Genomic DNA, 25,534 nt, shown 5'->3' on the forward strand with positions numbered 1-25,534 from the left:
TCCCTGTCGTCGAGAGGCTAAGCCTTCTCCTCCCAGATCATCGCCAGATGCACGATGGTCTGCACCGCCTTTTCCATGTCCTGCCGGCTCACCCATTCCAGCCGCGAATGAAACGCGTGCTCGCCCGCAAATATGTTGGGGCAGGGCAGGCCCATGAAGGACAGGCGCGAGCCGTCGGTGCCGCCGCGGATCGCGGTGTGCATCGGACGCAGGCCGGCGCGGCGAATCGCCTCGATGGCGTATTCGAGCACGTGCGGGTGACGGTCGATCACCTGCTTCATGTTGCGGTACTGCTCGCGCACCTCGAACGTGTAGGTCGAGCGCGGATAGTCCTTCATCACGTCCTTGACGATGCCCTCGAGCAGGGCCTCCTTCTCCTTCAGCCCTTCCTCGGTGAAGTCGCGCACGATGAAGGACAGCGTCGCCTGCTCCAGCGCGCCGTCGATTCCGACCGGATGCAGGAAGCCCTGCTTGCCTGAAGTCGTCTCCGGCGAGCAGCCTTCCCTCGGCAAGCGCTCGACGATGGCGGCCGCGATCTTGATCGCGTGCTCCATCTTGCCCTTGGCGTAGCCGGGATGGGCGCTGACGCCGTTGATGGTGATGGTGGCGCCGTCGGCCGAGAAGGTCTCGTCCTCGACGGTGCCGGCGCTCTCGCCGTCCATGGTGTAGCCGAAATCGGCGCCGAGCTTCTTCAGGTCGACATTGTCGACGCCGCGGCCGATCTCTTCATCCGGCGTGAACAGGATCTTGATGGTGCCGTGCTTCACGTCGGGATTGTTGATGAAGAAATGCGCGGCATCCATGATCTCGGCGACGCCGGCCTTGTTGTCGGCGCCCAACAGCGTGGTGCCGTCGGTGGTGATGATGTCGTTGCCGATCTGGTTCTTCAGCGCAGGGTGCTCATTGAAGCGGATCACCTGGCTCTGATCGCCCGGCAGCGTGATGTCGCCGCCGCGATAGTTCTTCACCATTTGCGGCTTGACGTCCTTGCCGGTGACGTCGGGCGAGGTGTCCATGTGCGAGCAGAAACAGATCACCGGCACCTTCTTGTCGGTGTTGGCCGGGATCGTTCCGTAGACGTAACCGTAGTCGTCGAGATGCGCGTCCGCGACGCCCATCGCCTTCAGCTCGGCGGCGAGCACGCGGCCGAGGTCCTTCTGTTTCTCGGTCGAGGGCGAGCTGGGGGATTCCGGATCGGACTGGGTGTCGATGGTGACGTAGCGCAGGAAGCGCTCGGTCACGGTGTGCGAAAAGGAGAGGGAGGACATTTCTGGTCAACCGCCGGGTCTTTGGGGAAGCAGGCGGTATATCAGAAAAGCGGGCCGTGATGCGGCCGGATCAGATGGGATCAGGCTTAACGAGACGTAAGCCGCTCAGATCGCCTCTTTCAGTTCCTTGACCGGGCGGAACGCGACCTTCTTGCTGGCCTTGATGTGGATGGCCTCGCCGGTGGCGGGATTGCGGCCGGTGCGGGCGGCGCGCTTGCGGACCTGGAGGATACCGAGGCCGACGATGCGGACGCGGTCGCCCTTCTTCAGGTGCTTGGTGATCAGCTCGACCATGTCGGTGAGGACGGCCTCGGCGTGCTTTTTCGACAGGTCCTGGCTCTCCGCGATGTCGGCGGCGAGGTGCTTGAGCGTGATGGTGGCGGGAGCTGCAGCCTTCTTCGCCATGTCTGACCTCCTCGATTCCTGGCGAGGTCTCGGGGAGCGCCTCGGAACCACGCAAGTGACGGAAGGCGTAGACGATTCGGGGCTGAACTGACTACGTCGCGAGAGGTGGAGGAGCCTCTCCACGCACGCAATCGGCGCGGGACGAGACTATTCCGGCTTTAGGTACCAACGTCCTTGACTTCACTGGGTCCGGCCTTTAATTCCCCCCTCGTTCCGCGCGGACACATACGCGTCACGCGGGAGTAGCTCAGTTGGTTAGAGCGCCGGCCTGTCACGCCGGAGGTCGCGGGTTCGAGCCCCGTCTCTCGCGCCATTTTTGGCGGAATATCAATAGCTTACATGCCGGGCCTGAGCCTTCCTGACACCTGGTCGGGGTGAAATCCGCCCGTGGCGGGCGATGTGCGCAAACACGCCGACACGGCGACGACTGGCCAAAACGGGGCTTGGCGGAAGCGATCTCATGCAGGCAGCCGATTTCAGCGCAACGCTGCAAAATTTGTTCGCGAAGGGCGTGCGCTACGGGACCGTGGTCGATCTCGGCTGTGCCGATGGACACTTCGGGCTCAACCACCTGTCCTGTCTTGGCGGTGCGATGCCGTTCAACATCGATGCCAACGGGATCTACGAAGACTCCCTCCGGGCCATCAAGGAGGCGCTTGGCGGGGACTATCGCATCTGCGCCATCACCGACCACGAGGGTGAGATCCAAATTACAGAGTGGGTGGCCACCTCGGATTTCGCCCGTTCGGGTTGCGCCCGGCGAGCCGGCGCGGTCCTCCGGCATACACGTCCATAAAACGAAACGGCCACCCGAGGCGGCCGTTTCGTGTCAAACCGGACCTTTTTCGGTCGATCAGCGGATCTCGGACTGGCCCGCGCTCGTGACCGCCACCGGCTTGCCGGCCTTGATCACGTGGGTGGACTGGGCGGTCTGGTTGTAATCGGCACTCGTGCGGGCTGCGATCCCGAAGCCGGCCACTGCAATGCCGGCAATCAGCGCCACCACCACGATTTTCAGGTGGGCAGCACGATCCGCAGAGTGAATTGAGTGGTTCATCTGAGCCTCCCGACGGGCTTTGCCGCCGTCTATGGGCCCATCTTCTAAGGACCATCTGTTTCTGGATGGTTTCGCGGGATCCTCAAAATGGTTTCATGATTACACCCGGTTGGTTTCGCCGGGCTTGCGCCATGCAGGGCCGGTGTACACGGCTGCATCAGAGCGCCTGAGGCGGAAAATCATCACGAAAACAACGGGTCGCCCGCGGAGGGAGCCGCAAGGTCAGCCTGCGGTCGTCGTTCCCTGGAGTCAGTGATGTCTTACCTGGCGCGTAATCGCAGACGCGATCGGCCTTCGCCATGATCGCGTCTGTCGGCCGCAAACGGCGTGCCGACCGATCTTGAGGGAGACACACGATGAATCGTCGGACCGCCCTCGAAGCCACCCTGTTTGGGACCGCTCTTGCGGCAGCGTCGGTCGGGAGCGCTTTAGCGGCCCAGCAGACCGCGCGATCGCCCTATGTGACGGCCGGGGACGGCACGAAACTGTTCGTGCAGGACTGGGGAAGCGGAAAGCCGGTTCTGCTGCTGTCGGCCTGGACCTTCGATGCCAGCACATGGGGCGGCCACATCGCCGCCCTCGATGCGAACGGTTTCCGCTGCGTCGCGCCCGACAGGCGCGGGCATGGCCGCTCCGAGTTGCCGTCGGCGGGCTACGACCTCGACAGACTGACCGATGATGTTGCGGCCGTGATCGAGCAGCGCGACCTGCGCGACGTGACGCTGGTCGGCTTCTCGATGGGAACGGCGGAAGCTGTGAACTATCTCGCGCGCTACGGATCGGAACGGATCGCAAGGCTTGTGCTGGTCGCACCGACGACGCCGCTCCTGGTCAGGACCGAGGACAATCCGGACGCGATCCCGAAGGCGATGATCGAGGCCGACAACGCCGCCATCGCGCGCGACTTCGCCAAATGGATCGCGGCGAACGAGGTCCCGTTCTTCACCGCCGAGACGCCGGAGATCACGCGGACCTGGATCCGGCAGATGATGCTGAGCGTGCCGCTGCCGGTGGCGCTGGCGTGCCGCAAGACGATTGCGTTCGCCGACCTCCGTAAGGCTGCCGCCGGGATCGATCGCCCGACGCTGATCGTCCATGGCGACAAGGATGCCAGCGCGCCGCTGCCGTTGACGGGCGCCAAGACCGCCAAGCTGATCAAAGGCAGCAAGCTCATCGTCTATGAGGGGGCGCCGCATCCGCTGCCGCTCACGCATGGCGAGCGCCTGCTTGCCGACATGCTCGCGTTCATGAACACCTGAAGCATGATCCGGAAAAGCGCGAAGCGGTTTTCCGAAAAGATCATGCTCAACAACAACCTAAAGCGCGATGACGATTCATCCCAATCTCATCGCGCTTTAGGCGTTCAACTCGTCCGTGCGATGTCGGTGCGGATACTCCGCGCCGCCCAGATGAAGAGCAGGGCGCCGAGCGTGGTCGTGACCGCCGCCGAGAGCAGGGAATAGCGCACGGCGTCGGCGCCATAGCTGCCCTTGAGGGCGTCGTTGACCATGCCCACGGCGAGCGGGCCGACGCCTTGGCCGAAGCAGGTCGCGGTGAGCGCGATCAGCGCTGAGGCCAGCGCCCGCATACTTGGCTTGGCCACCGTCTGCGCGATCGCGAAGATCGGGCCGAGATGGAATCCAACAAGGAACGAAGTCAGCGCCAGCATGGCCACCATCATCGAAAAATCCTGCGTCAGCATGCAGAGCGCGAACACAGGGCCGGCGAGCCCTGAGGTGATCGCGGGCGCCCACAGCTTCCAGCGATCGTCGCGGCGGCTCACTTGCGCCACCACGAAGCCGCCGAGCAGGGTGCCGGCCATGCCCGCGAGCCCCTTGAACGTGCCGGCATAGGTGCCGATCTCGGCGCTCGACAGGTGATGCACGCGCGCAAGGAACGGCGGGATCCAGGCCGCGGTGGCGTAGTTCGTGTAAGTGGTCAGGCAGAAGCCGATCAGCACGATCACAAAACTCTTCTGCGAAGCCAGGAAGCGGAGCGTCGGCCCGAGCGGCTCGGGCACAAAATTCTCCTGCATCGCGCCGCGCTTCGGCTCGGAGATCGTCAGCCACAGGATGGCGGCGAGCAGGATGCCAGGCAGGCCCGCGACATAGAACGCCATCCGCCAGCCATAGTGCTGGTTGACGTAGCCGCCGACGAAATAGCCGAGGAACACGCCGAGATAGGTGCCGATGGCGTAGATGCCGAGCGCGCGCGGGCGCTCGTTCTTGGCGAAGAGATCGGCGACGATCGATTGCGAGGCGGGGGAGCCCGCGGATTCGCCGAGGCCGACGCCGATGCGGGCGAGCGCCAGCGAGGTCACGCTGGTGGCCGCGCCGCACAGCGCCGTCATCGCGCTCCAGAACGCGAAGGCGACGGCGACGATGTTGCGCCGGTTGAGCCGGTCGGCGACGCGCGCGATGGGGATGCCGAGCAGGGAATAGAACAGCGCGAAGCCGAAGCCGGCGAGCAGGCCCATCATGGTGTCGCTGAGGGCAAACTCCTTCTTGATCGGCTCGATCAGGACGTTGAAGATCGTGCGGTCGAGGAAGTTCAGCGCGTAGATGATGGTGAGCAGCCCGAGCACGTAATAGCGACGTGCCGAGGGCTTGGCCGCGGCGTCTGTTTGCACCGACACCTGTGACGTCACATCGACCATCGCTTCCCCCAATTTGTCTTTGTTGTCGTTGTCGGTCCAGCTCTTGTTGGAACTGGTTGGTCATCCTTCGCGGATGTAATTCCCCGCTTCGAATTCGACTGGTGCCGCGCTCGCATCGAAAGAGACGCCGATCGGGTCGCGGCCTGCTTCCATCGCCTCCAATTGTTCGGTCAGCATGCGCCGGATCATCAGGATGCCGCGGTCGCTCTGGCCGAAATGCTCCTCGGAGTGAACGGTCACGGGGCCTTGGCCGACCTGCGCCTCGTAATCGCCGGGGAATTGCTGGTGCTCGGCTTCCGTCATGTCCCACCAGAACTTGCCGTTGAACTTCGAGCGCATGCGGCCGATGTCGCCGGAGTTTTTCACGCGGCCGGCAACGTAGATGCGGAAGGAGGTGTCGTCGATCGGCAGCGTCCAGCCGATCGACTCGACGCGGGCGAATTGCGCCACGCGCGGGTTCGGCACGACACGCAGGGTGGGCAGCGCGGCCTCGGTGACGCGATAGAACACCTTGCCGTCGTCCTGGTTGCGGATCGAACGCACGGCGATGCCGCGCGGAGTCTTGTCGAACTTCACCTCCGGCATCGAGGCCATCATGTTGGTGAATTGCGGCCCCGAGAACGATCCGTGCAGCACCGGCACATGATAGGGATCGACCACGTTCTCGAAATGCTGCAGCCAGTTGCAGGGGATGATGGCAGGTCCGCCGCCGCCGATCGATGAGTCATCCGCCTCGAGGAACTCGCCGTCGTCCATGTTCTCGAGGCACTCGTAAGCCGGCAGCACCGGGCGTTTCTCGGCCGGGCCCATATAGGCGAAGATCAGCCCGTAGCGCTCCTCGACCGGGTACCAAGGCTGGCGCACCTTGTCCTTGAACTGGCCGCCGTCGGGCTCGCAGGGCTGCTCCAGGCAATGGCCTTCGGTGTCGAACTTCCAGCCGTGATAGCAGCAGCGGATACCGTCTTCCTCGACCTTGCCGTAGTAGAGCGTGGTGCCGCGGTGGCAGCAGCGGGCGTGCAAGAGGCCGGCGCGGCCATGCTTGTCGCGGAACAGCACCAGATCCTCACCCAGCGCGCGCACCTTCTTCGGCGTGTCGGTTGCGTCACCGATCAGCCCGACCGGATGCCAGTAGCGGCGCAAAAGCTCGCCCATCGGGGTGCCGCGCATGACCGAGGTGAGCTCGGTGCGCGTGTGCGCCGGCTTCATCGCATAGGCGGTGCCGAGATCGCGATCCCGCTGGGTGATGGTCATGCCGATCCTCCCGCCGCGGCCTTGATGCCCCGGTCAACTTCGTTTGTTGACCCAGTGAAAGATAGTTCGATGACAATGTCAACGATCTTCCGGAGCGCCTCTTAATCGCATTCGAATGGGGTTGGGGAGGTTGCGCTACCAAGGCTCAGCCGAGACTTGGCACGCCCTGGCTTTCTTGGCAGAGGTGGACCATGAGTCAGACAACGAGCAGGGCCGGGCGTGCGTCGTCCGATGCGGACGAAAGCCACTCGGAGGCGCCGATCACCGCGATGCTGTCGTCGCGGCTGATGGTGCTCGCCAACCTGCTCAAGCGCGGCGCCATCCTGCGCTATAAGCGCCTCACCGGATTGTCCTCGGTCGAGTTCGGACTCGTCGCCTCGCTCGGTCGCCGTCCGCCGATGAGCGTGGCGCGGCTCGCCGAGGCTGTCGGCCAGGACAAGGGGCAGATCAGCCGCGCGCTCGCCAATCTGTTGTCGCGCAAGCTGATCGCGAAATTGGCAAACCCGAAAGACAGCCGCGAGGTGCTGATCTCGCTGACCGCGGCAGGCCTCGCCGCGCATGATGCGATCGTCGAAGGCGCGCAGGAGCGCAATCGCCAATTGTTGGACCAGTTGAGCCCGAAGGAGCTCGAGACGCTGCTGGAGCAGATCGATCGCCTCACGGCCGCCGCCGAGAAAATGCTCGAAGCCGAAAAAGGAGCGCGCTGAGCGCGCGGAAACATCCGGAAACGCTGGATCCGGATTGGACTCCTTCTAAGAGCCTTTCAATTAGGGAATTCACGCGCGCTCACATAAGCGTCGCCGCAAGCGCATGCCGCGCGGCGATCGGCGGCATGACGCATCAAACATGCAGCTTCTGGGTGGCGCGTTGGACAGTCTTGGAATGCTGCGGTCGGCCGTGCTGGCGACCGCATCCGCTTGGGTTTTGGTACCGCATGCATCGCTTGCGCAATCGTCCACGCAGAGTGGGGCGCAGAACCTGCCGCCGGTGACCGTTGCAGCACCGGAACAGCGCCGCCGCGCGGCCGCGGCCCCCCAGCGCCGCGCGCCGCGATCGGTGCAGACCGCCAATCGAACCAATCAGCAACCGCAGCGCAATGTCGGCGTCGTCGAGACGCCGTTTGGTCCGGTGCATGGTTATGTCGCGCGTCGCAGCTCGTCCGGCACCAAGACCAACACACCGATCATGGAGACGCCGCAGTCGGTGTCGGTGATCGGCGCGGAGCAGATCCGCGACCAGAAGCCGAACAAGCTCGACGAGGCCCTGCGCTACACGGCCGGCGTGCGCGCCGGCACTTTCGGCGCGGACACTCGTAACGACTGGTGGCTGATCCGCGGCTTCAAGTCGGACGACGTCGGGCTGTTCCTCGACGGCATGCAGCTGTTCTACACCTCGTATGCGAGCTGGAAGCTCCAGACGCCCAACATGGAGCGCGTCGAAGTGCTGCGCGGCCCGTCGGCAGTGCTCTACGGCGGATCGAGCCCGAGCGGCATCGTCAACGTCATCAGCAAGATGCCGCCGGCTGAGCCGATCCGCTATGTCGAGACCGGCGTGAACAATTTCGGCAACGCCTATGTCGGCTTCGATTTCGGCGGGCCGGTGGCGACGCAGTCCCAAGATGGCAAACAGGACGGCAAGCTGTTCTACCGCGTCGTCGGCCAGGTGCAGAACGGCCCGACGCAGGTCAATTTCACGCCCGACAACAATTACTTCATCGCGCCGTCCTTCACCTGGAAGCCGGATGCCGACACCACGTTCACGGTGCTGGCCTCGGCCTCGCGGCAGGATACGCGCGGCATCAACTTCCTGCCTTATGTCGGCACCGTCACCAATGCCTCGTTCGGCAAGATTCCGACCAGCTTCTTCGCCGGGGATCCCAGCGTCGACAAGTTCACGCGCGAGCAGGAGATGCTCGGCTACCGGTTCGAGCGCAATCTCACCGATGACCTGACGTTCCGGCAGAACGCGCGCTTTGCCCACCTCGACGTGACTTATCGCGGCTACGTCGGCAATGACTTTGGCAACCAGGCAGCGGCCACTCTCAATCGCTACAATTGGTATGCGAAGAACACGGCCAACCAGGCCGATCTCGACAACCAGCTGGAGTATCGCTTCGACACCGGTCAGTTGAAGCACACGATGCTGTTCGGCGTGGACCTCAAGGGCTACCAGATCGACGACTACCAGCTTTTTGGGGGCGGCGTGCCCCCGATCAGCATCTTCAACCCTGCCTACGGGTTGAGCGATATTCCGTTTGCGGGCGATCCGTTCCGAAACTTCCGGATCACCCAGAAGCAGGCTGGTACCTATCTTCAGGATCAGATGAAGCTCGGCAATTTCACGCTGGTGCTGAGTGGCCGCAACGATTGGGTCGAGACCACCCAGGACAACCGCTTTACCGGTGCCACCGTCGACAGCCGCGACGACAGCAGGTTCAGCGGCCGGGCCGGCCTGATCTACAATTTCGACAACGGCATCGCGCCCTACGTCTCCTACTCGACGAGCTACAATCCGATCATCGGCCTCAATGCACAAAACCGGCTGTTCCTGCCGGAAACAGGCAAGCAGGCTGAAATCGGTGTGAAGGTCGCGCCAACGGGGTTCGATGGCTACTTCACGGCTTCGGCCTTCGATCTGGTCCGTCAAAATGTGACGACGACAGCGCCGGGCATCATCCCGGTGTTGCAGAACCAGACCGGCGAGGTGACCTCGCGCGGCATCGAGCTCGAGGCGGTGGCCAACGCCACCAGGGAGCTGAAGCTGATCGGCGCGTTCACCGCCTATCATCTCTTCAACTCCAGGGATCTCGATCCATCGTTGGTGGGCAAGACCCCGACCAACACGCCGGAACTGCTGGTCTCGGGCTGGGCGGACTACACCTTCAAGGATGGTCCGCTTGCCGGATTTGGTTTCGGCGGCGGCGTTCGCTATATCGGCTCCTCCTGGGCCGACCCCGCCAATACGCTTGAGGTTCCCGCTGTCGTGCTCGGCGATCTCGCGCTCCACTACGAGTGGCAGAACTGGCGCACGGCTCTCAACGTGATCAACCTGACCGACAAGATCTACGTCGCGAGCTGCGCGTCGCCGACGTCCTGCTTCTACGGCGACCGCCGACGCGTCACCGCCAGCGTCTCCTACCAATGGTAGGCGAGGGGAGGGTCTCGTGAAGGCACGCACGGTCAGGCTCTGGTCTGTGGTCCACACCTGGACCAGCCTGATCTCGACCGTGTTCCTGCTGCTGCTCTGCCTGACCGGCCTGCCGCTGATCTTCCATCACGAGATCGATGAGCTCCTGGGCTACGCCCCCCAGCCCGAAGCTCATGCGGGCGCAGCGCGCGCGACGGGTCAAGCCGTCGCCGACGCTGCGCTCGCCGCCGATCCCGGCCGCGTGCTGCAATATATCTCCTGGGACAAGGACGAGCCCGGGATCGTCACCGCCTTCACCAACAGCGCCGTCGACGGGCTGCCTGACAACGCGACGGTGCGCGCCTTCGACGCGGTCTCGACAAAGCTGCTCGGACCGGTCGGGGGCGGGCCGATGCTGATCATGCTCAAGCTGCACACCGACATGTTTGCCGGCCAGCCCGGCAAGCTGTTCCTCGGCGGGATGGGCCTGCTGTTCGCGATCGCCATCGCCTCCGGCGTGGTGCTGTACTGGCCGTTCACCCGCCGCCTACGCTTTGCCACCATCCGTGACAGCGCCTCGCGCCGCGTGCGGTGGCTCGACTGGCACAATCTGATCGGGGTCGTGACCGTCGCTTGGGCGCTGGTGGTGGGCTTGACCGGCGTCATCAACACCTGGGCCGAGCTGATGCTGGGCCAGTGGAAGGCGAACGAGCTCGCCAGCATGGTCGCGCCCTATGCCGGCAAGCCGCCGCCGACGCATCTGGCCTCGCTCGATGACGTCATTGCGCGCGCCAGACAGACGGCGCCCGGCATGGAGATCGCCTTCATCGCGTTTCCGGGCACGCCGTTCACATCCTCGCATCATTTCGCCGCCTTCATGCGCGGCGACACCGCGCTGACGGCGCGGCTGCTCAAGCCGGTGCTGCTCGATGGCGAGACCGGAGAGGTGGCCGACAGCCGGGCGCTGCCGCTCTATCTCCAAGCGCTCCTGATCTCGCAGCCGCTGCATTTCGGCGATTATGGCGGAATGCCGCTCAAGGCGATCTGGGCCGCGCTCGACTTGCTCACTATCGTTGTAATCGGCAGCGGCCTCTATCTCTGGCTGGCGCGCCGGCGCAAGCGCGTGTCTGCCAAGTCCGACGCATTCGCCAGACGAGCCCCGGTCCCGTCGTGATGCATGGCTCCTCTGACCGTTCGCGCCTGTGGATACGTGTCTTTGCTGCACCTATCCTGCTCGCGGCTGCGACCATCACCGGCCTCTTGGCCGCGCTGCTCTGGGGCGAGCTCGGCCAATATGTCGCCTGGGTGACGGTGGGGGCGCCTGTCGCCGTTGTCAGCTGGATTTTGCTGCGTCGCGGCCTAAATAGAGTGAGCCTCTCCAGCAGCGGACGTCACCGCCGAGCGCGCGTGAACTGAGCGGGATCGCCCTTGCTGGGGCGGTCGATCTGCTCCATACCAGCCGCGGGGTGATTCCGGGGTTTCCACGGTTCAGGGGGCGGCAAAAGGGCCTAAATAGAGCGTGTCTTGCGCCCATTGGTGCACTGCGCTAAGGCTCAGAATAATTCCAAATCGGACGAATCCGTGGCTGTCCCGAGGCTGCGGGAAAAAGGGCTCGTCAATGAGCGGCATCTTACAGAACTATCTTCCACTCGTCGTTTTTATAGGGGTAGCAGGCCTCATCGGCCTGGTGCTGCTGATCGCGCCCTTCATCGTGGCGTTCCAGCAGCCGGACCCGGAAAAGCTGTCGGCGTATGAGTGCGGTTTCAACGCCTTCGACGACGCCCGCATGAAGTTCGACGTCCGCTTCTATCTGGTCGCCATCCTCTTCATCATCTTCGACCTCGAGGTGGCGTTCCTGTTTCCCTGGGCGGTGGCGTTCGGCAAGCTTGGCGCGACCGGCTTCTGGTCCATGGTGGTGTTCCTCGCCGTGCTGACGGTCGGGTTCGCCTATGAATGGAAGAAAGGGGCACTCGAATGGGATTGAACCCTGCATCGTCCGCCGGTCCGGTCGTAGCGCCGGCCCCCAAGGGCATTCTGGATCCGTCGACCGGCAAGCCGGTCGGGGCCAATGATCCGTTCTTCCTCGAGGTCAATCACGAGCTGTCCGACAAGGGCTTCTTCGTGGCCGCGACCGACGACCTCATCACCTGGGCCCGCACCGGCTCCTTGATGTGGATGACCTTCGGTCTCGCCTGCTGCGCCGTCGAGATGATGCAGGTGTCGATGCCGCGCTACGACGTCGAGCGCTTCGGCTTCGCCCCGCGTGCCTCGCCGCGCCAGTCCGATGTGATGATCGTCGCGGGCACGCTGACCAACAAGATGGCGCCGGCGCTGCGCAAGGTTTACGACCAGATGCCCGAGCCGCGCTACGTCATCTCGATGGGCTCCTGCGCCAATGGCGGCGGCTACTATCACTATTCCTACTCGGTCGTGCGCGGCTGCGACCGCATCGTGCCGATCGACATCTACGTGCCGGGCTGCCCGCCCACGGCGGAAGCGCTGCTCTACGGCGTGCTGCTGCTCCAGAAGAAGATCCGGCGCACCGGCACCATCGAACGCTAAGGTTTTACGTCATGGACGACGGCAAGCTCGACGCCCTTGGGCAAACGATCGTTAGCGCGCTTCCGGGCGCCGCCACCGGTCACACGGTGGCCTTCAACCAGCTCACGGTTGATGTCGAGGCCAGCAAGATCGTCGAGGCGGTCAAGCACCTCCGCGACGATCCGAACTGCCGTTTCGTCAACATCACCGACATCACGGCGGTCGATTATCCCTCGCGCGAGAAGCGCTTCGACGTGATCTATCACTTCCTGTCACCGACCCTGAACACGCGGATCCGGCTGCGCGTTGCCGCCGACGAGACCACGCAGGTTCCGTCGCTGATCGACGAATTCCCCGGTGCCGACTGGTTCGAGCGCGAGGCCTACGACCTCTACGGCGTGTTCTTCGTCGGCCATCCCGACATGCGCCGCATCCTCACCGACTACGGTTTCGAGGGCCATCCGCTGCGCAAGGACTTTCCGCTCACCGGCTTCCTCGAGGTCCGCTACGACGACCAGGAGAAGCGCGTGGTGTACGAGCCCGTCCGGCTCAACCAGGAATTCCGCAAGTTCGATTTCCTCTCGCCGTGGGAAGGGGCGGACTATCCGCTTCCCGGTGACGAGAAGGCAGGACCGAAGGCCTGATCATGAACGAGCAACCTGAACAGCTTCGCAACTTTACGATCAACTTTGGACCGCAGCATCCGGCGGCGCATGGCGTTTTGCGTCTTGTGCTCGAATTGGATGGCGAAATCGTCGCCCGCGTCGACCCCCATATTGGCCTGCTCCACCGCGGCACCGAAAAGCTGATCGAGCAGAAGACCTATCTGCAGGCGATCCCGTATTTCGACCGGCTCGACTACGTCGCGCCGATGAACCAGGAGCACGCCTTCTGCCTCGCCGCTGAAAAGCTGCTTGGCATCGAGGTGCCGCGCCGCGGCCAACTGATCCGCGTGCTCTATTGCGAGATCGGCCGCATCCTCTCTCACCTTCTCAACGTCACCACGCAGGCGATGGACGTCGGCGCGCTGACCCCGCCGCTGTGGGGCTTCGAAGAGCGCGAGAAGTTGATGGTGTTCTACGAGCGCGCCTCGGGCAGCCGCATGCACGCAGCCTTCTTCCGCGTCGGCGGCGTGCATCAGGATTTGCCGCAGAAGCTGGTCGACGACATCGAGGCCTGGTGCGATCCGTTCCTGAAAGTGGTCGACGATCTCGACCGGCTGCTCACCGCCAACCGCATCTTCAAGCAGCGCAACGTCGACATCGGCGTGGTGCCGCTGAAGGAAGCCTGGGCGTGGGGTTTCTCGGGCGTGATGGTCCGCGGCTCGGGCGCGGCCTGGGACCTGCGCAAGTCGCAGCCCTATGAGTGCTACGCCGAGATGGATTTCGACATTCCGATCGGCAAGAACGGCGACTGTTACGACCGCTACCTGATCCGCATGGAAGAGATGCGCCAGTCCGTGCGCATCATGAAGCAGTGCATCCAGAAGTTGAACGCAGCCGACGGGAAGGGGCCCGTCGTCGTCGCCGACAACAAGGTTGCGCCGCCGCGCCGTGGCGAGATGAAGCGCTCGATGGAAGCGCTGATCCACCACTTCAAGCTCTACACCGAAGGCGTTCACGTGCCGGCCGGCGAGGTCTACGCCGCGGTCGAGGCGCCCAAGGGCGAGTTCGGCGTCTATCTCGTCTCCGACGGCACCAACAAGCCCTACAAGTGCAAGATCCGCGCGCCGGGCTTTGCCCATCTGCAGGCGATGGACCACATCTGCCGCGGCCATCTGCTCGCCGACGTCTCGGCGATCCTCGGCTCGCTCGACATCGTGTTCGGAGAGGTCGATCGGTGATGGCGCAGGCGCCAATTCAGTTTGACCGTGCCTCGGGGGCCCTTGAAGGGGCCAACCTGTGGGAGCGGACGGCTGCCTTGGCGCTGGTGACGGGATCGAAGATCTCCTCGCACTTCTCGCACATGGGTTACAACGCCTGCGCCAATCTGCTGCGCAAGACGCTGCCGGAGCGCAACATCGCGATCAGGCTCAACCCCGACGCCGTGTTCGAGTTTCCCTATGGCGACGGCTATTGGAGCAAGCTGCTCAACCGCTCGTACAACTATGAGGACGAGCTCGAGCTGCTGTTCGCCGATAGCGTCGACGTCGACTACACGCTGCTCGATTGCGGCGCGAACTACGGCTACTGGTCGGTGCTGGTGTCGAGCAAGACGTTCGGTTCGCACAAGGCGATCGCGATCGAGCCGTCGGGCCAGAACTATCCGAAGCTCGCCAACAATGCCCGCGTCAACGGCAATCGCTTCGAGACCATGAAGTGCGCGATCGGCGCAACGCGCGGCACCGCGCGCCTGTCAGGCACCAAGCACGAAGCCTTCAGCATCGCCGGCGATCCCTCTGATGGCGGCGAGGAAGTGCCGGTTCTCGCGCTCGACAACCTGATCGACGACGGCAAGGTCGCGGGCACCGGCAAATACCTGATCAAGCTCGACGTCGAGGGCGTCGAGATCGAGGCGATCAAGGGCGGCGCCCGGCTGCTTGAGGCCGACAGCGTCATCATGTGCGAGGAGCACGGCAGCGACCGCTCCCATTCGGTGTCGCGCTACATCCTCGAGCAGACTCCGCTGAAGCTGATCGTGTTCGATCCGCGCAGCAACCGGATGGAGACCGTGACCGAGCTGTCGATCCTCGACCGCATCAAGGTCTCGACCCACGTCGGCTACAACGTTTTCGGCACCGCAAGCGCGTTCTGGCAGGACAGGATCGATGCCCTGAATGCCAAAACCGTGCGCCGTATGCAGTGAGAGATAAGAGATGTCCGTTCGCCGATTAGCACCGAAGGAAGTCCAGCCCGCGAGCTTTGCGTTCACGGAGGAGAACCTCGCATTCGCCAAGCAGCAGATCGCGAAATATCCGGCCGGCCGCCAGGCTTCCGCGGTGATTGCGATCCTCTGGCGCGTCCAGGAGCAGAACGAAGGCTGGGTGTCGGAAGCCGCCATCCGCGTGGTCGCCGACCTGCTCGACATGCCCTATATCCGCGTGCTGGAGGTTGCGACCTTCTACACGATGTTCCAGCTCGCGCCCGTCGGCAAGAAGGCCCACGTCCAGGTCTGCGGCACCACGCCGTGCCGCCTGCGCGGCGCCGAGGACCTCATCCACGTCTGCGAGCATCGCATCCATCACGAGCCCTTCCATCTCTCCAAGGACGGCAATTTCAGCTGGGAAGAGGTTGAGTGTCTGGGCGCCTGTGTGAACGCGCCGATGGTGCTGATCGGCAAGGACACCTATGAGGACCTGACCAAGGAAAGCTTCGGCAAGGTGCTCGACGGTTTCGCGTCGGGCAATCCGCCCAAGCCCGGTCCGCAGAACGGCCGCCAGTTCTCGGCGCCGATCACCGGGCCGACCACGCTGAAGGAGATCACCTGATGCGTGATCTCTCGCAGCCTTCGGTCGAGGGGAGCGGTGCCATGAAGAAGTGGGGCTTCATCGCAATGCATGCCGCCGTGGCGGCCGCCTTCATCTTCCTGCTTCAGCGTTTCAGCCTGAACGCGTCGCTGGAATCCAGCCTGCTCTGGGCGCTGACGTTTGGCGTCTGCGCCGCCGGGCTTGCCTACAAGCAAGCCAACCGTTGATCGGAAAGCACTGAAATGCTCGAGGACAAGGATCGCATCTTCAAGAACCTCTACGGCCTCCACGATTGGGGGCTCGAGGGCGCGCGGCGTCGCGGCGCCTGGGATGGTACGAAGAATATCATCGACAAGGGCCGCGACTGGATCATCAACGAGATGAAGGCCTCGGGCCTGCGCGGCCGCGGTGGCGCCGGCTTCCCGACCGGTCTGAAATGGTCCTTCATGCCGAAGGAATCGACCGACGGCCGGCCGAGCTATCTCGTCGTCAACGCCGACGAGTCCGAGCCCGGCACCTGCAAGGATCGCGAGATCATGCGGCACGATCCGCATCTGTTGATCGAGGGCTGCCTGATCGCGAGCTGCGCGATGAACGCGCACACCTGCTACATCTATGTCCGCGGCGAGTTCATCCGCGAGCGCGAGCATCTTCAGGCCGCGATCGACCAGGCCTATGACGCCAAGCTGGTCGGCAAGGACAACGTCAACGGCTGGCCGTTCGACATCTATGTCGCCCACGGCGCCGGCGCTTACATCTGCGGCGAAGAGACTGCGCTGCTCGAAAGCCTCGAAGGCAAGAAGGGCCAGCCGCGCCTGAAGCCGCCGTTCCCGGCCAACGTCGGCCTGTTCGGCTGCCCGACCACCGTCAACAACGTCGAGTCGATCGCGGTTGCGCCGGACATCCTGCGCCGCGGCGCGGCCTGGTTTGCCGGCATCGGCCGTCCGAACAATGTCGGCACGAAGCTGTTCTGCATCTCCGGCCATGTCGAGCGGCCCTGTAACGTCGAAGAGGCCATGGGCATTCCGTTCCGTGAGCTGATCGAGAAGCATTGCGGCGGCATCCGTGGCGGCTGGGTCAACCTCAAGGCCGTGATCCCCGGCGGCTCGTCGGTGCGCATGGTGCCGGCCGAGCAGATCATCGACACGCCGATGGATTTCGACAGCTTGAGCAAGCTGCGCTCGGGCCTCGGCACCGCGGCCGTGATCGTGATGGACAAGTCCACCGACCTGATCCGCGCCATCGCCCGCATCTCCTATTTCTACAAGCATGAGAGCTGCGGCCAATGCACGCCGTGCCGCGAGGGCACGGGCTGGATGTGGCGCGTGCTCACCCGCATGGCCGAAGGCCGCGCGCACAAGCGCGAGATCGACATGCTGCTGGAAGTGACCAAGCAGGTCGAAGGCCACACCATCTGCGCGCTCGGCGACGCAGCGGCCTGGCCGATCCAGGGCCTGATCGCGCATTTCCGTCATGAGATCGAAGCGCGCATCGACCAGTATTCGCACAAGGCCGACATCGACGATATCGGCGTCCGCGATCCCGTGAACATGGTCGCGGCGGAGTAAGAGACATGACCAAGCTCATCATCGACGGCAAAGAGATCGATGTCCCCGCCGAGTTCACGCTGCTTCAGGCGTGCGAGGCGGCCGGCGCCGAGATTCCGCGCTTCTGCTATCACGAGCGCCTGTCGATCGCCGGCAACTGCCGGATGTGCCTCGTCGAGGTGAAGGGCGGCCCGAAGCCGGTCGCGAGCTGCGCCTGGGGCGTGCGCGACTGCCGTCCGGGTCCCAAGGGCGAGCCGCCGGAAATCTCCACGCGTTCGCCGATGGTGAAGAAGGCGCGCGAAGGCGTGATGGAATTCCTTCTGATCAACCATCCGCTGGACTGCCCGATCTGCGACCAGGGCGGCGAGTGCGATCTGCAGGACCAGGCGATGGGCTATGGTGTCGACACCAGCCGCTTCGCCGAGAACAAGCGCGCGGTCGAGGACAAATATCTCGGCGCGCTGGTCAAGACCTCGATGAACCGCTGCATCCAGTGCACGCGCTGCGTCCGCTTCTCGGCGGAAGTCGCCGGCGCGCCCGAGATGGGCGCCACTGGCCGTGGCGAGGACATGGAGATCACGACCTATCTCGAGCACGCGCTGACGTCGGAATTGCAGGGCAATCTCGTCGACATCTGCCCGGTGGGTGCGCTGACCTCGAAGCCCTATGCCTTTGCCGCGCGCCCGTGGGAACTCGGCAAGACCCAGTCGATCGACGTCATGGACGGTCTGGGATCGGCGATCCGCGTCGACACCCGCGGCCGCGAGGTGATGCGCGTGTTGCCGCGCATCAACGAGGCCGTGAACGAGGAGTGGATCTCCGACAAGACCCGCCACATCGTCGACGGCCTGCGCACCCAGCGCCTCGACCGGCCCTATATCCGCGAGGCCGGCAAGCTGCGCGCGGCGAGCTGGCAGGAGGCCTTCGCCGCGATCGCTTCCAAGGCGGGCCGCACCGACGGCAAGCGCATCGGCGCGATCGCCGGCGATCTCGCCGGTGTCGAGGAGATGTTCGCGCTCAAGGACCTGCTCGCCAAGTTCGGCTCTAGCAATCTGGCGGTGCAGGGCGGCGACGCCTTCGATCCCGCGCTCGGCCGCGGCACCTACATCTTCAACCCGACATTGGCCGGCGTCGAGAAGGCCGATGCGCTGCTCATCATCGGCGCCAATCCGCGCAAAGAGGCGGCCGTGTTCAACGCCCGCATCCGCAAGCGCTGGCGCGCCGGCGGCTTCAAGGTCGGCGTGATCGGCGCCAAGGCCGACCTGACCTACGATTATGACCACCTTGGTGCGGGCACCGAGACGCTCGGTGAGCTCGCGGCGGGCAGGCACTCCTTCATGGACGTGCTGAAGAACGCCAAGAACCCGATCATCCTGGTCGGCGCGGGCGCGGCCTCGCGTCACGACGGTGCCGCCATTCTGGCCGCCGCCGCCAAGCTCGCGCTCGACGTCGGCGCGGTGAAGGAGGGCTGGAACGGCTTTGGCGTGCTGCACGAGACCGCCTCGCGCGTCGGCGCGCTCGATATCGGCTTTGTCGCCGGTAAGGGCGGCCTCAACGCCGCACAGATGACGACGTTCGGCACGCTCGACCTCTTGTTCCTGCTCGGGGCCGACGAGATCAAGGCGCCGGACGGCACCTTCGTCGTCTATATTGGCACCCATGGCGATCGCGGCGCGCACCGCGCCGACGTGATCCTGCCGGCCGCCGCCTACACCGAGAAGTCCGCGATCTACGTCAACACCGAGGGCCGCGTGCAGATGACGGGCCGCGCCGCGTTCCCGCCGGGCGAAGCCCGCGAGGAGTGGGCGATCATCCGCGCCCTGTCGGAGGCGCTCGGCAAGAAGCTGGGTTACGACTCGCTTGCCGCGCTGCGCCAGGCGATCTTCAAGACCGTGCCGCATCTGATCCGGCTCGACCAGATCGAGGCCGGCTCCGCCGACCAGATCAAGAAGCTGGCGGGGAAGGGCGGCTCGCCCGAGAAGGCGCCGTTCAAGCCGGCCATCGAGGACTTCTATTTGACCAACCCAATCGCGCGTGCGTCCGCCGTGATGGCGGAGTGCTCGCGGCTTGCCTCCGGGCAGATGCTGACCGCAGCGGAGTGAGCGTGATCTGATGGAATTCTTTGAAAGCGCATTCTGGACCGGTTTCCTCTGGCCGCTGATCATCATGGTCGCGGAGAGCGTGCTGGTGCTCGTCGTCCTCCTGGTGGCGATCGCCTACATCCTGCTCGCCGACCGCAAGATCTGGGCGGCGGTGCAGATCCGCCGCGGCCCGAACGTGGTCGGCCCCTGGGGCCTGCTGCAATCCTTCGCGGACCTTCTGAAGTTCGTGCTGAAGGAGCCGATCATCCCGGCCGGCGCCAACAAGGGCGTGTTCCTGCTGGCGCCGCTGGTGTCGTGCGTGCTCGCGCTCGCGGCCTGGGCGGTGATCCCGACCAATCTCGGCTGGGTGATCTCCGACATCAATGTCGGCATCCTCTTCATCTTCGCGATCTCGTCGCTGTCGATCTACGGCATCATCATGGCCGGCTGGTCGTCGAACTCGAAATATCCCTTCCTCGCCGCACTGCGCTCGGCGGCGCAGATGGTGTCGTATGAAGTCTCGATCGGCTTCGTCATCATCACGGTGCTGCTCTGCGCCGGCACGCTGAACCTCTCGGCCGTGGTCGAGGCCCAGCATGCCCGCGGCCTTGCCAGCCTGATCGGTCTGCCGCAGCTCACGATCCTGAACTGGTATGTCTGGCCGCTGTTCCCGATGTTCGTGGTGTTCTACGTCTCGGCGCTGGCGGAAACCAACCGTCCGCCCTTCGACCTCGTCGAGGCGGAATCCGAGCTCGTCGCCGGCTTCATGGTCGAGTACGGCTCGACGCCGTACCTGCTGTTCATGCTCGGCGAATACGTCGCGATCGTCACGATGTGCGCGATGGCGACCATCCTGTTCCTCGGAGGCTGGCTGCCGCCGGTCGACCTGCCGCCCTTCAACTGGGTGCCGGGGATCATCTGGTTTGCGCTGAAACTGTTCTTCATGTTCTTCCTGTTCGCGATGGCGAAGGCGATCGTGCCGCGCTACCGCTACGATCAACTGATGCGTCTCGGCTGGAAGGTGTTCCTGCCGATCTCGCTGGCAATGGTGATCGTGGTGGCCGGTGTGCTGCACTTCGCCGGCATCGCGCCGAAGTGAGGGCCCCGCCATGGGTATCAACATCAACGCCACTGCACGCTCGCTTCTGCTGTCGGAATTCGTCTCGGCGTTCTTCCTCGCCATGCGCTATTTCTTCCAGCCGAAGCCGACGCTGAACTATCCGTTCGAGAAGGGCCCGATCTCGCCGCGCTTCCGCGGCGAGCATGCGCTGCGCCGCTATCCGAACGGCGAAGAGCGCTGCATCGCCTGCAAGCTGTGCGAAGCGGTCTGCCCGGCGCAGGCCATCACCATCGAGGCCGGTCCGCGCCGCAACGACGGCACGCGCCGCACCGTGCGCTACGACATCGACATGGTGAAGTGCATCTATTGCGGCCTCTGCCAGGAGGCCTGTCCGGTCGACGCCATCGTCGAAGGTCCGAACTTCGAGTTCGCGACCGAGACCCGCGAGGAACTGTTCTATGACAAGGCCAAGCTGCTCGCCAACGGCGACCGCTGGGAACGCGAGATCGCGAAAGCGATCGAGCTCGACGCGCCGTACCGGTGAGGTGAGGGCATGATCCTTCCCGCGCTGTTCTTCTATCTGTTCGCCGGCGTCTGCGTCGCCTCGGCGGTGATGGTGATTGTCTCGCGCAATCCCGTGCACTCCGTGCTGTACCTGATCCTGGCCTTCGTCAACGCGTCCGGCCTGTTCGTGCTGATGGGCGCCGAATTCCTCGCGATGATCCTGATCGTCGTCTATGTCGGCGCCGTCGCGGTGCTGTTCCTGTTCGTGATCATGATGCTCGACGTCGACTTCCTCGAGCTGCGCGAAGGCTTCATCCAGTACCTGCCGGTCGGCCTCGTGATCGGCGGCATCTTCATGTTCGAGCTGCTGCTCACCGTCGGCTTCTGGGTCATCAATCCCGGCGTCTCCAAGACGATCACGGCGGCGATCCCGGCCAACGTCTCCAACACCGAGGCGCTCGGGCTCGTGCTCTATACGAAGTACATCCACTACTTCCAGCTCGCGGGCATGGTGCTCCTGGTCGCCATGATCGGCGCCATCGTGCTGACGCTGCGCCACAAGGCGAGCGTGAAGCGGCAGGACATCAATGTTCAGAACGCACGCACGCCCGACATGGCGATGGCGATGCGCAAGGTGGCGTCGGGGCAGGGGCTCTCGGACGCCGATGCGGCGGAGTGGGTGAAATGACGATCGGGCTCGGGCATTATCTGGCGGTCGGCGCGATCCTGTTCACGCTCGGGATCCTCGGCATCTTCCTGAACCGCAAGAACATCATCGTCATCCTGATGTCGATCGAGCTGATCCTGCTCTCGGTCAACATCAACCTCGTGGCGTTCTCGACCTTCCTCGGCGACATCGTCGGCCAGGTCTTCGCGCTGCTGGTCTTGACCGTGGCCGCGGCGGAAGCCGCGATCGGTCTCGCCATCCTGGTGGTCTATTTCCGCAACCGCGGCTCGATCGCGGTTGAGGACGTCAATCTGATGAAGGGCTGAGCTCTCAAATGGTTCAGGCAATCGTTTTCCTGCCCCTGCTGGGCGCCATTCTGGCCGGGCTCATCTCCCTGGTCGGCGCGCATGCCCGCAACCCCTCGGGTGACGAGGTCGAGCATCACGGTGATCACGGCCATGATCACGGTCCTGGCGCGCACGCCCATGCGTCCGACACGATCGGCGAGGATGCCTCCGTCATTCACGAGAGTCATCACGATGACGCCCACGACGACCACGGCCACGGCCCGGTCGAGCCGGCGGCGGCGGGCTCGCGCGCTGCCGAGCTGATCACCACCGGACTGCTGTTCGTCGCGGCTGCGCTGTCCTGGATGACGCTGGTCGATGTCGGCTTCATGCACCACGACGGCCGGGTCCAGCTGCTGCCCTTCATCTTCTCCGGCGATCTCCAGGTCTCGTGGACGCTCCGTGTCGACACGCTCACCGCGGTGATGCTGGTGGTCGTGACGACCGTGTCCTCGCTCGTGCACCTCTATTCCATCGGCTACATGGACGAGGACCCGTACCGGCCGCGCTTCTTCGGCTATCTCAGCCTGTTCACCTTCGCCATGCTCATGCTGGTGACCGCGGACAATTTGGTCCAGCTGTTCTTCGGCTGGGAAGGCGTGGGTCTCGCCAGCTACCTGCTGATCGGCTTCTGGTACCAGAAGCCCTCGGCGAACGCGGCTGCGATCAAGGCCTTCGTGGTCAACCGCGTCGGCGACTTTGGTTTCGCGCTCGGCATCTTCGCGATCTTCATGCTGGTCGGCTCGACCGATTTCGAGACCATCTTCCACGCCGCGCCGGGCCTGACCGGCAAGACCATCAACTTCCTCGGCTGGCACGCCGACGCGCTGACCCTGACCTGCCTCTTGCTGTTCATGGGCGCGATGGGCAAGTCGGCGCAGTTCCTGCTGCACACCTGGTTGCCGGACGCGATGGAAGGCCCGACCCCGGTCTCGGCGCTGATCCACGCCGCGACCATGGTCACCGCGGGCGTGTTCATGGTGGCGCGCCTGTCGCCGCTGTTCGAGCTCGCCCCCACCGCGCAGGCCGTCGTGATGTTCTTCGGCGCCACCACCGCGTTCTTCGCGGCGACCATCGGCCTCGTGCAGAACGACATCAAGCGCATCGTCGCCTATTCGACCTGTTCGCAGCTCGGCTACATGTTCGTGGCGATGGGAGCAGGGGCCTATTCGGTCGGCATGTTCCACCTGTTCACGCACGCCTTCTTCAAGGCGCTGTTGTTCTTAGGCTCCGGCTCGGTGATCTACGCGATGCACCATGAGCAGGACATCCGCAACATGGGCGGCCTCTGGCGCAAGATCCCCTACACCTACGCGGTGATGGTGGTCGGCACGCTGGCGCTGACCGGCTTCCCGCTCACCGCCGGCTACTTCTCCAAGGACGCGATCATCGAGTCTGCCTACGCCTCGCACAATCCGTTCGCGGTGTACGGCTTCCTGATGACGGTCGTCGCCGCCGGCCTGACCTCGTTCTACTCCTGGCGCCTGATCTTCAAGACCTTCCACGGCGAGCCGCATGACGAGCATCATTACGAAGCCGCGCACGAGGCCCCGCTCTGGATCCTGGTCCCGATCGGCGTGCTCGCGGTCGGCTCGATCGTCGCGGGCTTCCCGTTCAAGGAGCTGTTCGCCGGTCACGGCGTCGAGGAGTTCTTCCGCGAGTCCGTGAAGATGAACCCGCACATCATCGAGGAGATGCACCACATCCCCGAGACCATCGCCTTCCTGCCGACGGTGATGATGGTGCTGGGCTTCCTGGTGTCGTACCTGTTCTACATCCGCCGGCCCTACATCCCCGTTCGGCTCGCCGCAGAGCAGCCGATGCTGTACCATTTCCTGCTCAACAAATGGTACTTCGACGAGCTCTACGACCTCATCTTCGTCCGTCCGGCGAAGTGGATCGGCTACCAGCTCTGGAAGAAGGGCGACGGCTTCATCATCGACGGCCTCGGTCCCGATGGCGTCTCCGCCCGCGTGCTGGACGTCACCCGCAACGTCGTGAAGCTCCAGACCGGCTATCTCTATCACTATGCGTTCGCCATGCTGATCGGTGCCGCCGGCCTGATCACCTGGTTCATGTTCGGCTTTGGAGGCCAGTAAATGACAACCTGGCCCATCCTTTCGGTCACCACCTTCCTGCCACTGGTCGGCGCGCTGATCGTCTATCTCAGCCGCGGCGACGACGAGGCGGCCAAGCGCAACTCGCGCTGGATCGCGCTGTGGACCACGCTGATCACCTTCGCGGTGTCGGTGATCCTGGTGATGCGCTTCGATCCCTCCAGCGCCGACTTCCAGTTCGTCGAGAAGGCGAGCTGGCTCGCCACCGGCATCACGTACCACATGGGCGTCGACGGCATCTCGCTGCCGCTGCTGATCCTGACCACCGCCGTGATGCCGTTCTGCATCATCGCGAGCTGGAAGGCGATCACGAACCGGGTGCGCGAATACATGATGGCGTTCCTGATTCTGGAAACGCTGATGATCGGCACCTTCTCGGCGCTTGATCTCGTGCTGTTCTACCTGTTCTTCGAGGGCGGCCTGATCCCGATGTTCCTGATCATCGGCATCTGGGGCGGTCCGCGCCGGGTCTACGCCTCGTTCAAGTTCTTCCTCTACACCTTCCTCGGCTCGGTCCTGATGCTGCTCGCCATCATGGCGCTGTACTGGAACGGCGGCACCACCGACATCCCGACCTTAATGCACACCGCCGTGCCGCGGTCGTTGCAGACCTGGGCCTGGCTCGCCTTCTTCGCCTCGTTCGCGGTGAAGATGCCGATGTGGCCGGTGCACACCTGGCTGCCTGATGCGCACGTCGAGGCACCGACCGCGGGCTCGGTGGTCCTCGCCGCGATCCTGCTGAAGATGGGCGGCTACGGCTTCCTGCGCTTCTCGCTGCCGATGTTCCCGCTGGCCTCGCACGACTTCGCGCCGCTGATCTTCACGCTCTCGGCCATCGCCATCATCTACACCTCGCTGGTGGCCCTGATGCAGGAGGACATGAAGAAGCTGATCGCGTACTCCTCGGTCGCGCATATGGGCTTCGTCACCATGGGCATCTTCGCCGGCACCATGCAGGGCGTCGCCGGCGGCGTGTTCCAGATGGTCTCGCACGGCATCGTTTCCGGCGCGCTGTTCCTCTGCGTCGGCATTGTCTACGACCGCATGCACACCCGCGAGATCGCGGCCTATGGCGGCCTCGTCAACCGGATGCCGCTCTATGCCATGACCTTCATGGTCTTCACCATGGCCAATGTCGGTCTGCCCGGCACGAGCGGTTTCGTCGGCGAGTTCATGACGCTGCTCGGCACCTTCAAGGTCTCGATCCCGACCGCGTTCTTCGCCACCTTCGGCGTCATCCTGTCGGCGGCCTACGCGCTGTGGCTCTACCGCAAGGTCGTGTTCGGTGCGCTGGTGAAGCCGTCGCTGATGAGCATGAAGGATCTCACCTTGCGCGAATGCGTGACGCTGTTCCCGATGATCGCGCTGACGATCCTGTTCGGCGTCTATCCGAAGCCGGTGCTCGACATGTCGGCCGCCTCGGTCCAGCAACTCGTCAACAACTACAACACCGCTGTGACGGCCGTGAAGGCCGCCGCACTGCTCCAGTGATCGGGCAGGT

General features: G+C 64.2%; 25 protein-coding genes and 1 tRNA gene. 21 read left to right on the plus strand and 5 right to left on the minus strand.

The window, feature by feature from the left end:
• Positions 1–17: 17 nt before the first annotated feature.
• Together pepT and AAFG16_RS24120 are read right to left on the minus strand one after the other, a co-directional pair.
• Positions 18–1,268 (minus strand): peptidase T, encoded by a 1,251-nt coding sequence (pepT, locus tag AAFG16_RS24115; RefSeq protein WP_342740776.1) that lies wholly within the window; start codon positions 1,266–1,268, stop codon positions 18–20.
• A 105-nt stretch (positions 1,269–1,373) separates the two neighbouring features.
• Entirely contained in the window at positions 1,374–1,673 is a 300-nt protein-coding gene (locus AAFG16_RS24120; RefSeq protein ID WP_027559498.1) for an HU family DNA-binding protein, read from the minus strand.
• A 236-nt stretch (positions 1,674–1,909) separates the two neighbouring features.
• Between AAFG16_RS24120 and AAFG16_RS24125 the strand changes: the two genes are divergently transcribed.
• Positions 1,910–1,986: transfer RNA gene (locus tag AAFG16_RS24125), tRNA-Asp, on the plus strand.
• A 147-nt stretch (positions 1,987–2,133) separates the two neighbouring features.
• Positions 2,134–2,469 carry a hypothetical protein gene (locus AAFG16_RS24130; RefSeq protein ID WP_342740777.1) on the plus strand — a complete coding sequence of 112 codons (336 nt, stop codon included), beginning with the start codon at positions 2,134–2,136 and terminating at the stop codon, positions 2,467–2,469.
• Positions 2,470–2,526: 57 nt separating this feature from the next.
• Here AAFG16_RS24130 and AAFG16_RS24135 read toward each other — a convergent pair whose 3' ends face one another.
• Positions 2,527–2,730 (minus strand): hypothetical protein, encoded by a 204-nt coding sequence (locus tag AAFG16_RS24135; protein WP_342740778.1) that lies wholly within the window; start codon positions 2,728–2,730, stop codon positions 2,527–2,529.
• Between the two features lie 356 nt (positions 2,731–3,086).
• On the opposite strand from AAFG16_RS24135, the gene AAFG16_RS24140 reads away from it, so the two are divergent.
• On the plus strand, positions 3,087–3,989 hold the full coding sequence (locus tag AAFG16_RS24140; RefSeq protein WP_342740779.1) for an alpha/beta hydrolase: 903 nt from the start codon (positions 3,087–3,089) through the stop codon (positions 3,987–3,989).
• Positions 3,990–4,093: 104 nt separating this feature from the next.
• On the opposite strand, the gene AAFG16_RS24145 is transcribed toward AAFG16_RS24140, so the two are convergent.
• The gene (locus AAFG16_RS24145) at positions 4,094–5,386 is read right to left on the minus strand and encodes an MFS transporter (RefSeq protein ID WP_342740780.1); all 1,293 of its coding nucleotides are present in this window, start codon (positions 5,384–5,386) and stop codon (positions 4,094–4,096) included.
• Between the two features lie 60 nt (positions 5,387–5,446).
• Positions 5,447–6,637 (minus strand): aromatic ring-hydroxylating dioxygenase subunit alpha, encoded by a 1,191-nt coding sequence (locus tag AAFG16_RS24150; protein WP_342740781.1) that lies wholly within the window; start codon positions 6,635–6,637, stop codon positions 5,447–5,449.
• A 191-nt stretch (positions 6,638–6,828) separates the two neighbouring features.
• On the opposite strand from AAFG16_RS24150, the gene AAFG16_RS24155 reads away from it, so the two are divergent.
• The 18 genes from AAFG16_RS24155 to AAFG16_RS24240 all read left to right on the plus strand — a co-directional run bounded on the left by AAFG16_RS24155 (position 6,829) and on the right by AAFG16_RS24240 (position 25,524).
• Positions 6,829–7,344 carry a MarR family transcriptional regulator gene (locus tag AAFG16_RS24155; RefSeq protein ID WP_342740782.1) on the plus strand — a complete coding sequence of 172 codons (516 nt, stop codon included), beginning with the start codon at positions 6,829–6,831 and terminating at the stop codon, positions 7,342–7,344.
• 175 nt (positions 7,345–7,519) lie between these two features.
• Positions 7,520–9,784, plus strand: a complete 2,265-nt coding sequence (locus AAFG16_RS24160) for a TonB-dependent siderophore receptor (RefSeq protein ID WP_342740783.1) — start codon at positions 7,520–7,522, stop codon at positions 9,782–9,784.
• 16 nt (positions 9,785–9,800) lie between these two features.
• Positions 9,801–10,937 carry a PepSY-associated TM helix domain-containing protein gene (locus AAFG16_RS24165; RefSeq protein ID WP_342740784.1) on the plus strand — a complete coding sequence of 379 codons (1,137 nt, stop codon included), beginning with the start codon at positions 9,801–9,803 and terminating at the stop codon, positions 10,935–10,937.
• 444 nt (positions 10,938–11,381) lie between these two features.
• Positions 11,382–11,747, plus strand: a complete 366-nt coding sequence (locus tag AAFG16_RS24170; RefSeq protein WP_008136158.1) for an NADH-quinone oxidoreductase subunit A — start codon at positions 11,382–11,384, stop codon at positions 11,745–11,747.
• Positions 11,738–12,325 (plus strand): NADH-quinone oxidoreductase subunit B, encoded by a 588-nt coding sequence (locus tag AAFG16_RS24175; protein ID WP_283086675.1) that lies wholly within the window; start codon positions 11,738–11,740, stop codon positions 12,323–12,325. Before AAFG16_RS24170 ends, AAFG16_RS24175 begins: the two co-directional genes overlap by 10 nt.
• Before the next feature lie 11 nt (positions 12,326–12,336).
• Positions 12,337–12,948: an NADH-quinone oxidoreductase subunit C gene (locus AAFG16_RS24180; RefSeq protein ID WP_342740785.1), complete on the plus strand. Its 612-nt coding sequence runs from the start codon at positions 12,337–12,339 to the stop codon at positions 12,946–12,948.
• A gap of 2 nt (positions 12,949–12,950) precedes the next feature.
• Positions 12,951–14,147, plus strand: coding sequence for an NADH-quinone oxidoreductase subunit D (locus AAFG16_RS24185; protein WP_283086677.1), 1,197 nt, complete (start codon positions 12,951–12,953; stop codon positions 14,145–14,147).
• Positions 14,147–15,109, plus strand: coding sequence for an FkbM family methyltransferase (locus tag AAFG16_RS24190; RefSeq protein ID WP_342740786.1), 963 nt, complete (start codon positions 14,147–14,149; stop codon positions 15,107–15,109). The genes AAFG16_RS24185 and AAFG16_RS24190 overlap by 1 nt, the downstream gene beginning before the upstream one ends.
• 10 nt (positions 15,110–15,119) lie before the next feature.
• Positions 15,120–15,731 carry an NADH-quinone oxidoreductase subunit NuoE gene (gene nuoE, locus AAFG16_RS24195; protein ID WP_283086679.1) on the plus strand — a complete coding sequence of 204 codons (612 nt, stop codon included), beginning with the start codon at positions 15,120–15,122 and terminating at the stop codon, positions 15,729–15,731.
• On the plus strand, positions 15,731–15,937 hold the full coding sequence (locus AAFG16_RS24200; RefSeq protein WP_283086680.1) for a hypothetical protein: 207 nt from the start codon (positions 15,731–15,733) through the stop codon (positions 15,935–15,937). The genes nuoE and AAFG16_RS24200 overlap by 1 nt, the downstream gene beginning before the upstream one ends.
• Before the next feature lie 15 nt (positions 15,938–15,952).
• A complete protein-coding gene (nuoF, locus tag AAFG16_RS24205) occupies positions 15,953–17,278 on the plus strand; it encodes an NADH-quinone oxidoreductase subunit NuoF (protein WP_342740787.1) in 1,326 nt (441 codons plus the stop codon).
• A gap of 5 nt (positions 17,279–17,283) precedes the next feature.
• A complete protein-coding gene (nuoG, locus tag AAFG16_RS24210; protein ID WP_342740788.1) occupies positions 17,284–19,359 on the plus strand; it encodes an NADH-quinone oxidoreductase subunit NuoG in 2,076 nt (691 codons plus the stop codon).
• Positions 19,360–19,369: 10 nt separating this feature from the next.
• Positions 19,370–20,437 (plus strand): NADH-quinone oxidoreductase subunit NuoH, encoded by a 1,068-nt coding sequence (gene nuoH, locus AAFG16_RS24215; RefSeq protein ID WP_092213972.1) that lies wholly within the window; start codon positions 19,370–19,372, stop codon positions 20,435–20,437.
• Positions 20,438–20,453: 16 nt separating this feature from the next.
• Positions 20,454–20,942 carry an NADH-quinone oxidoreductase subunit NuoI gene (gene nuoI / locus AAFG16_RS24220; protein ID WP_026232873.1) on the plus strand — a complete coding sequence of 163 codons (489 nt, stop codon included), beginning with the start codon at positions 20,454–20,456 and terminating at the stop codon, positions 20,940–20,942.
• Positions 20,943–20,951: 9 nt separating this feature from the next.
• Positions 20,952–21,590, plus strand: coding sequence for an NADH-quinone oxidoreductase subunit J (locus AAFG16_RS24225; protein ID WP_342740789.1), 639 nt, complete (start codon positions 20,952–20,954; stop codon positions 21,588–21,590).
• Entirely contained in the window at positions 21,587–21,895 is a 309-nt protein-coding gene (nuoK, locus tag AAFG16_RS24230) for an NADH-quinone oxidoreductase subunit NuoK (protein ID WP_008547737.1), read from the plus strand. The genes AAFG16_RS24225 and nuoK overlap by 4 nt, the downstream gene beginning before the upstream one ends.
• 8 nt (positions 21,896–21,903) lie before the next feature.
• A complete protein-coding gene (gene nuoL, locus AAFG16_RS24235) occupies positions 21,904–24,015 on the plus strand; it encodes an NADH-quinone oxidoreductase subunit L (protein ID WP_342740790.1) in 2,112 nt (703 codons plus the stop codon).
• The gene (locus AAFG16_RS24240; RefSeq protein WP_235546100.1) at positions 24,016–25,524 is read left to right on the plus strand and encodes an NADH-quinone oxidoreductase subunit M; all 1,509 of its coding nucleotides are present in this window, start codon (positions 24,016–24,018) and stop codon (positions 25,522–25,524) included.
• Positions 25,525–25,534 lie beyond the last annotated feature (10 nt).

The organism is Bradyrhizobium sp. B117 (genome assembly GCF_038969555.1).
In the GTDB taxonomy this organism is placed as follows: Bacteria; Pseudomonadota; Alphaproteobacteria; order Rhizobiales; family Xanthobacteraceae; genus Bradyrhizobium.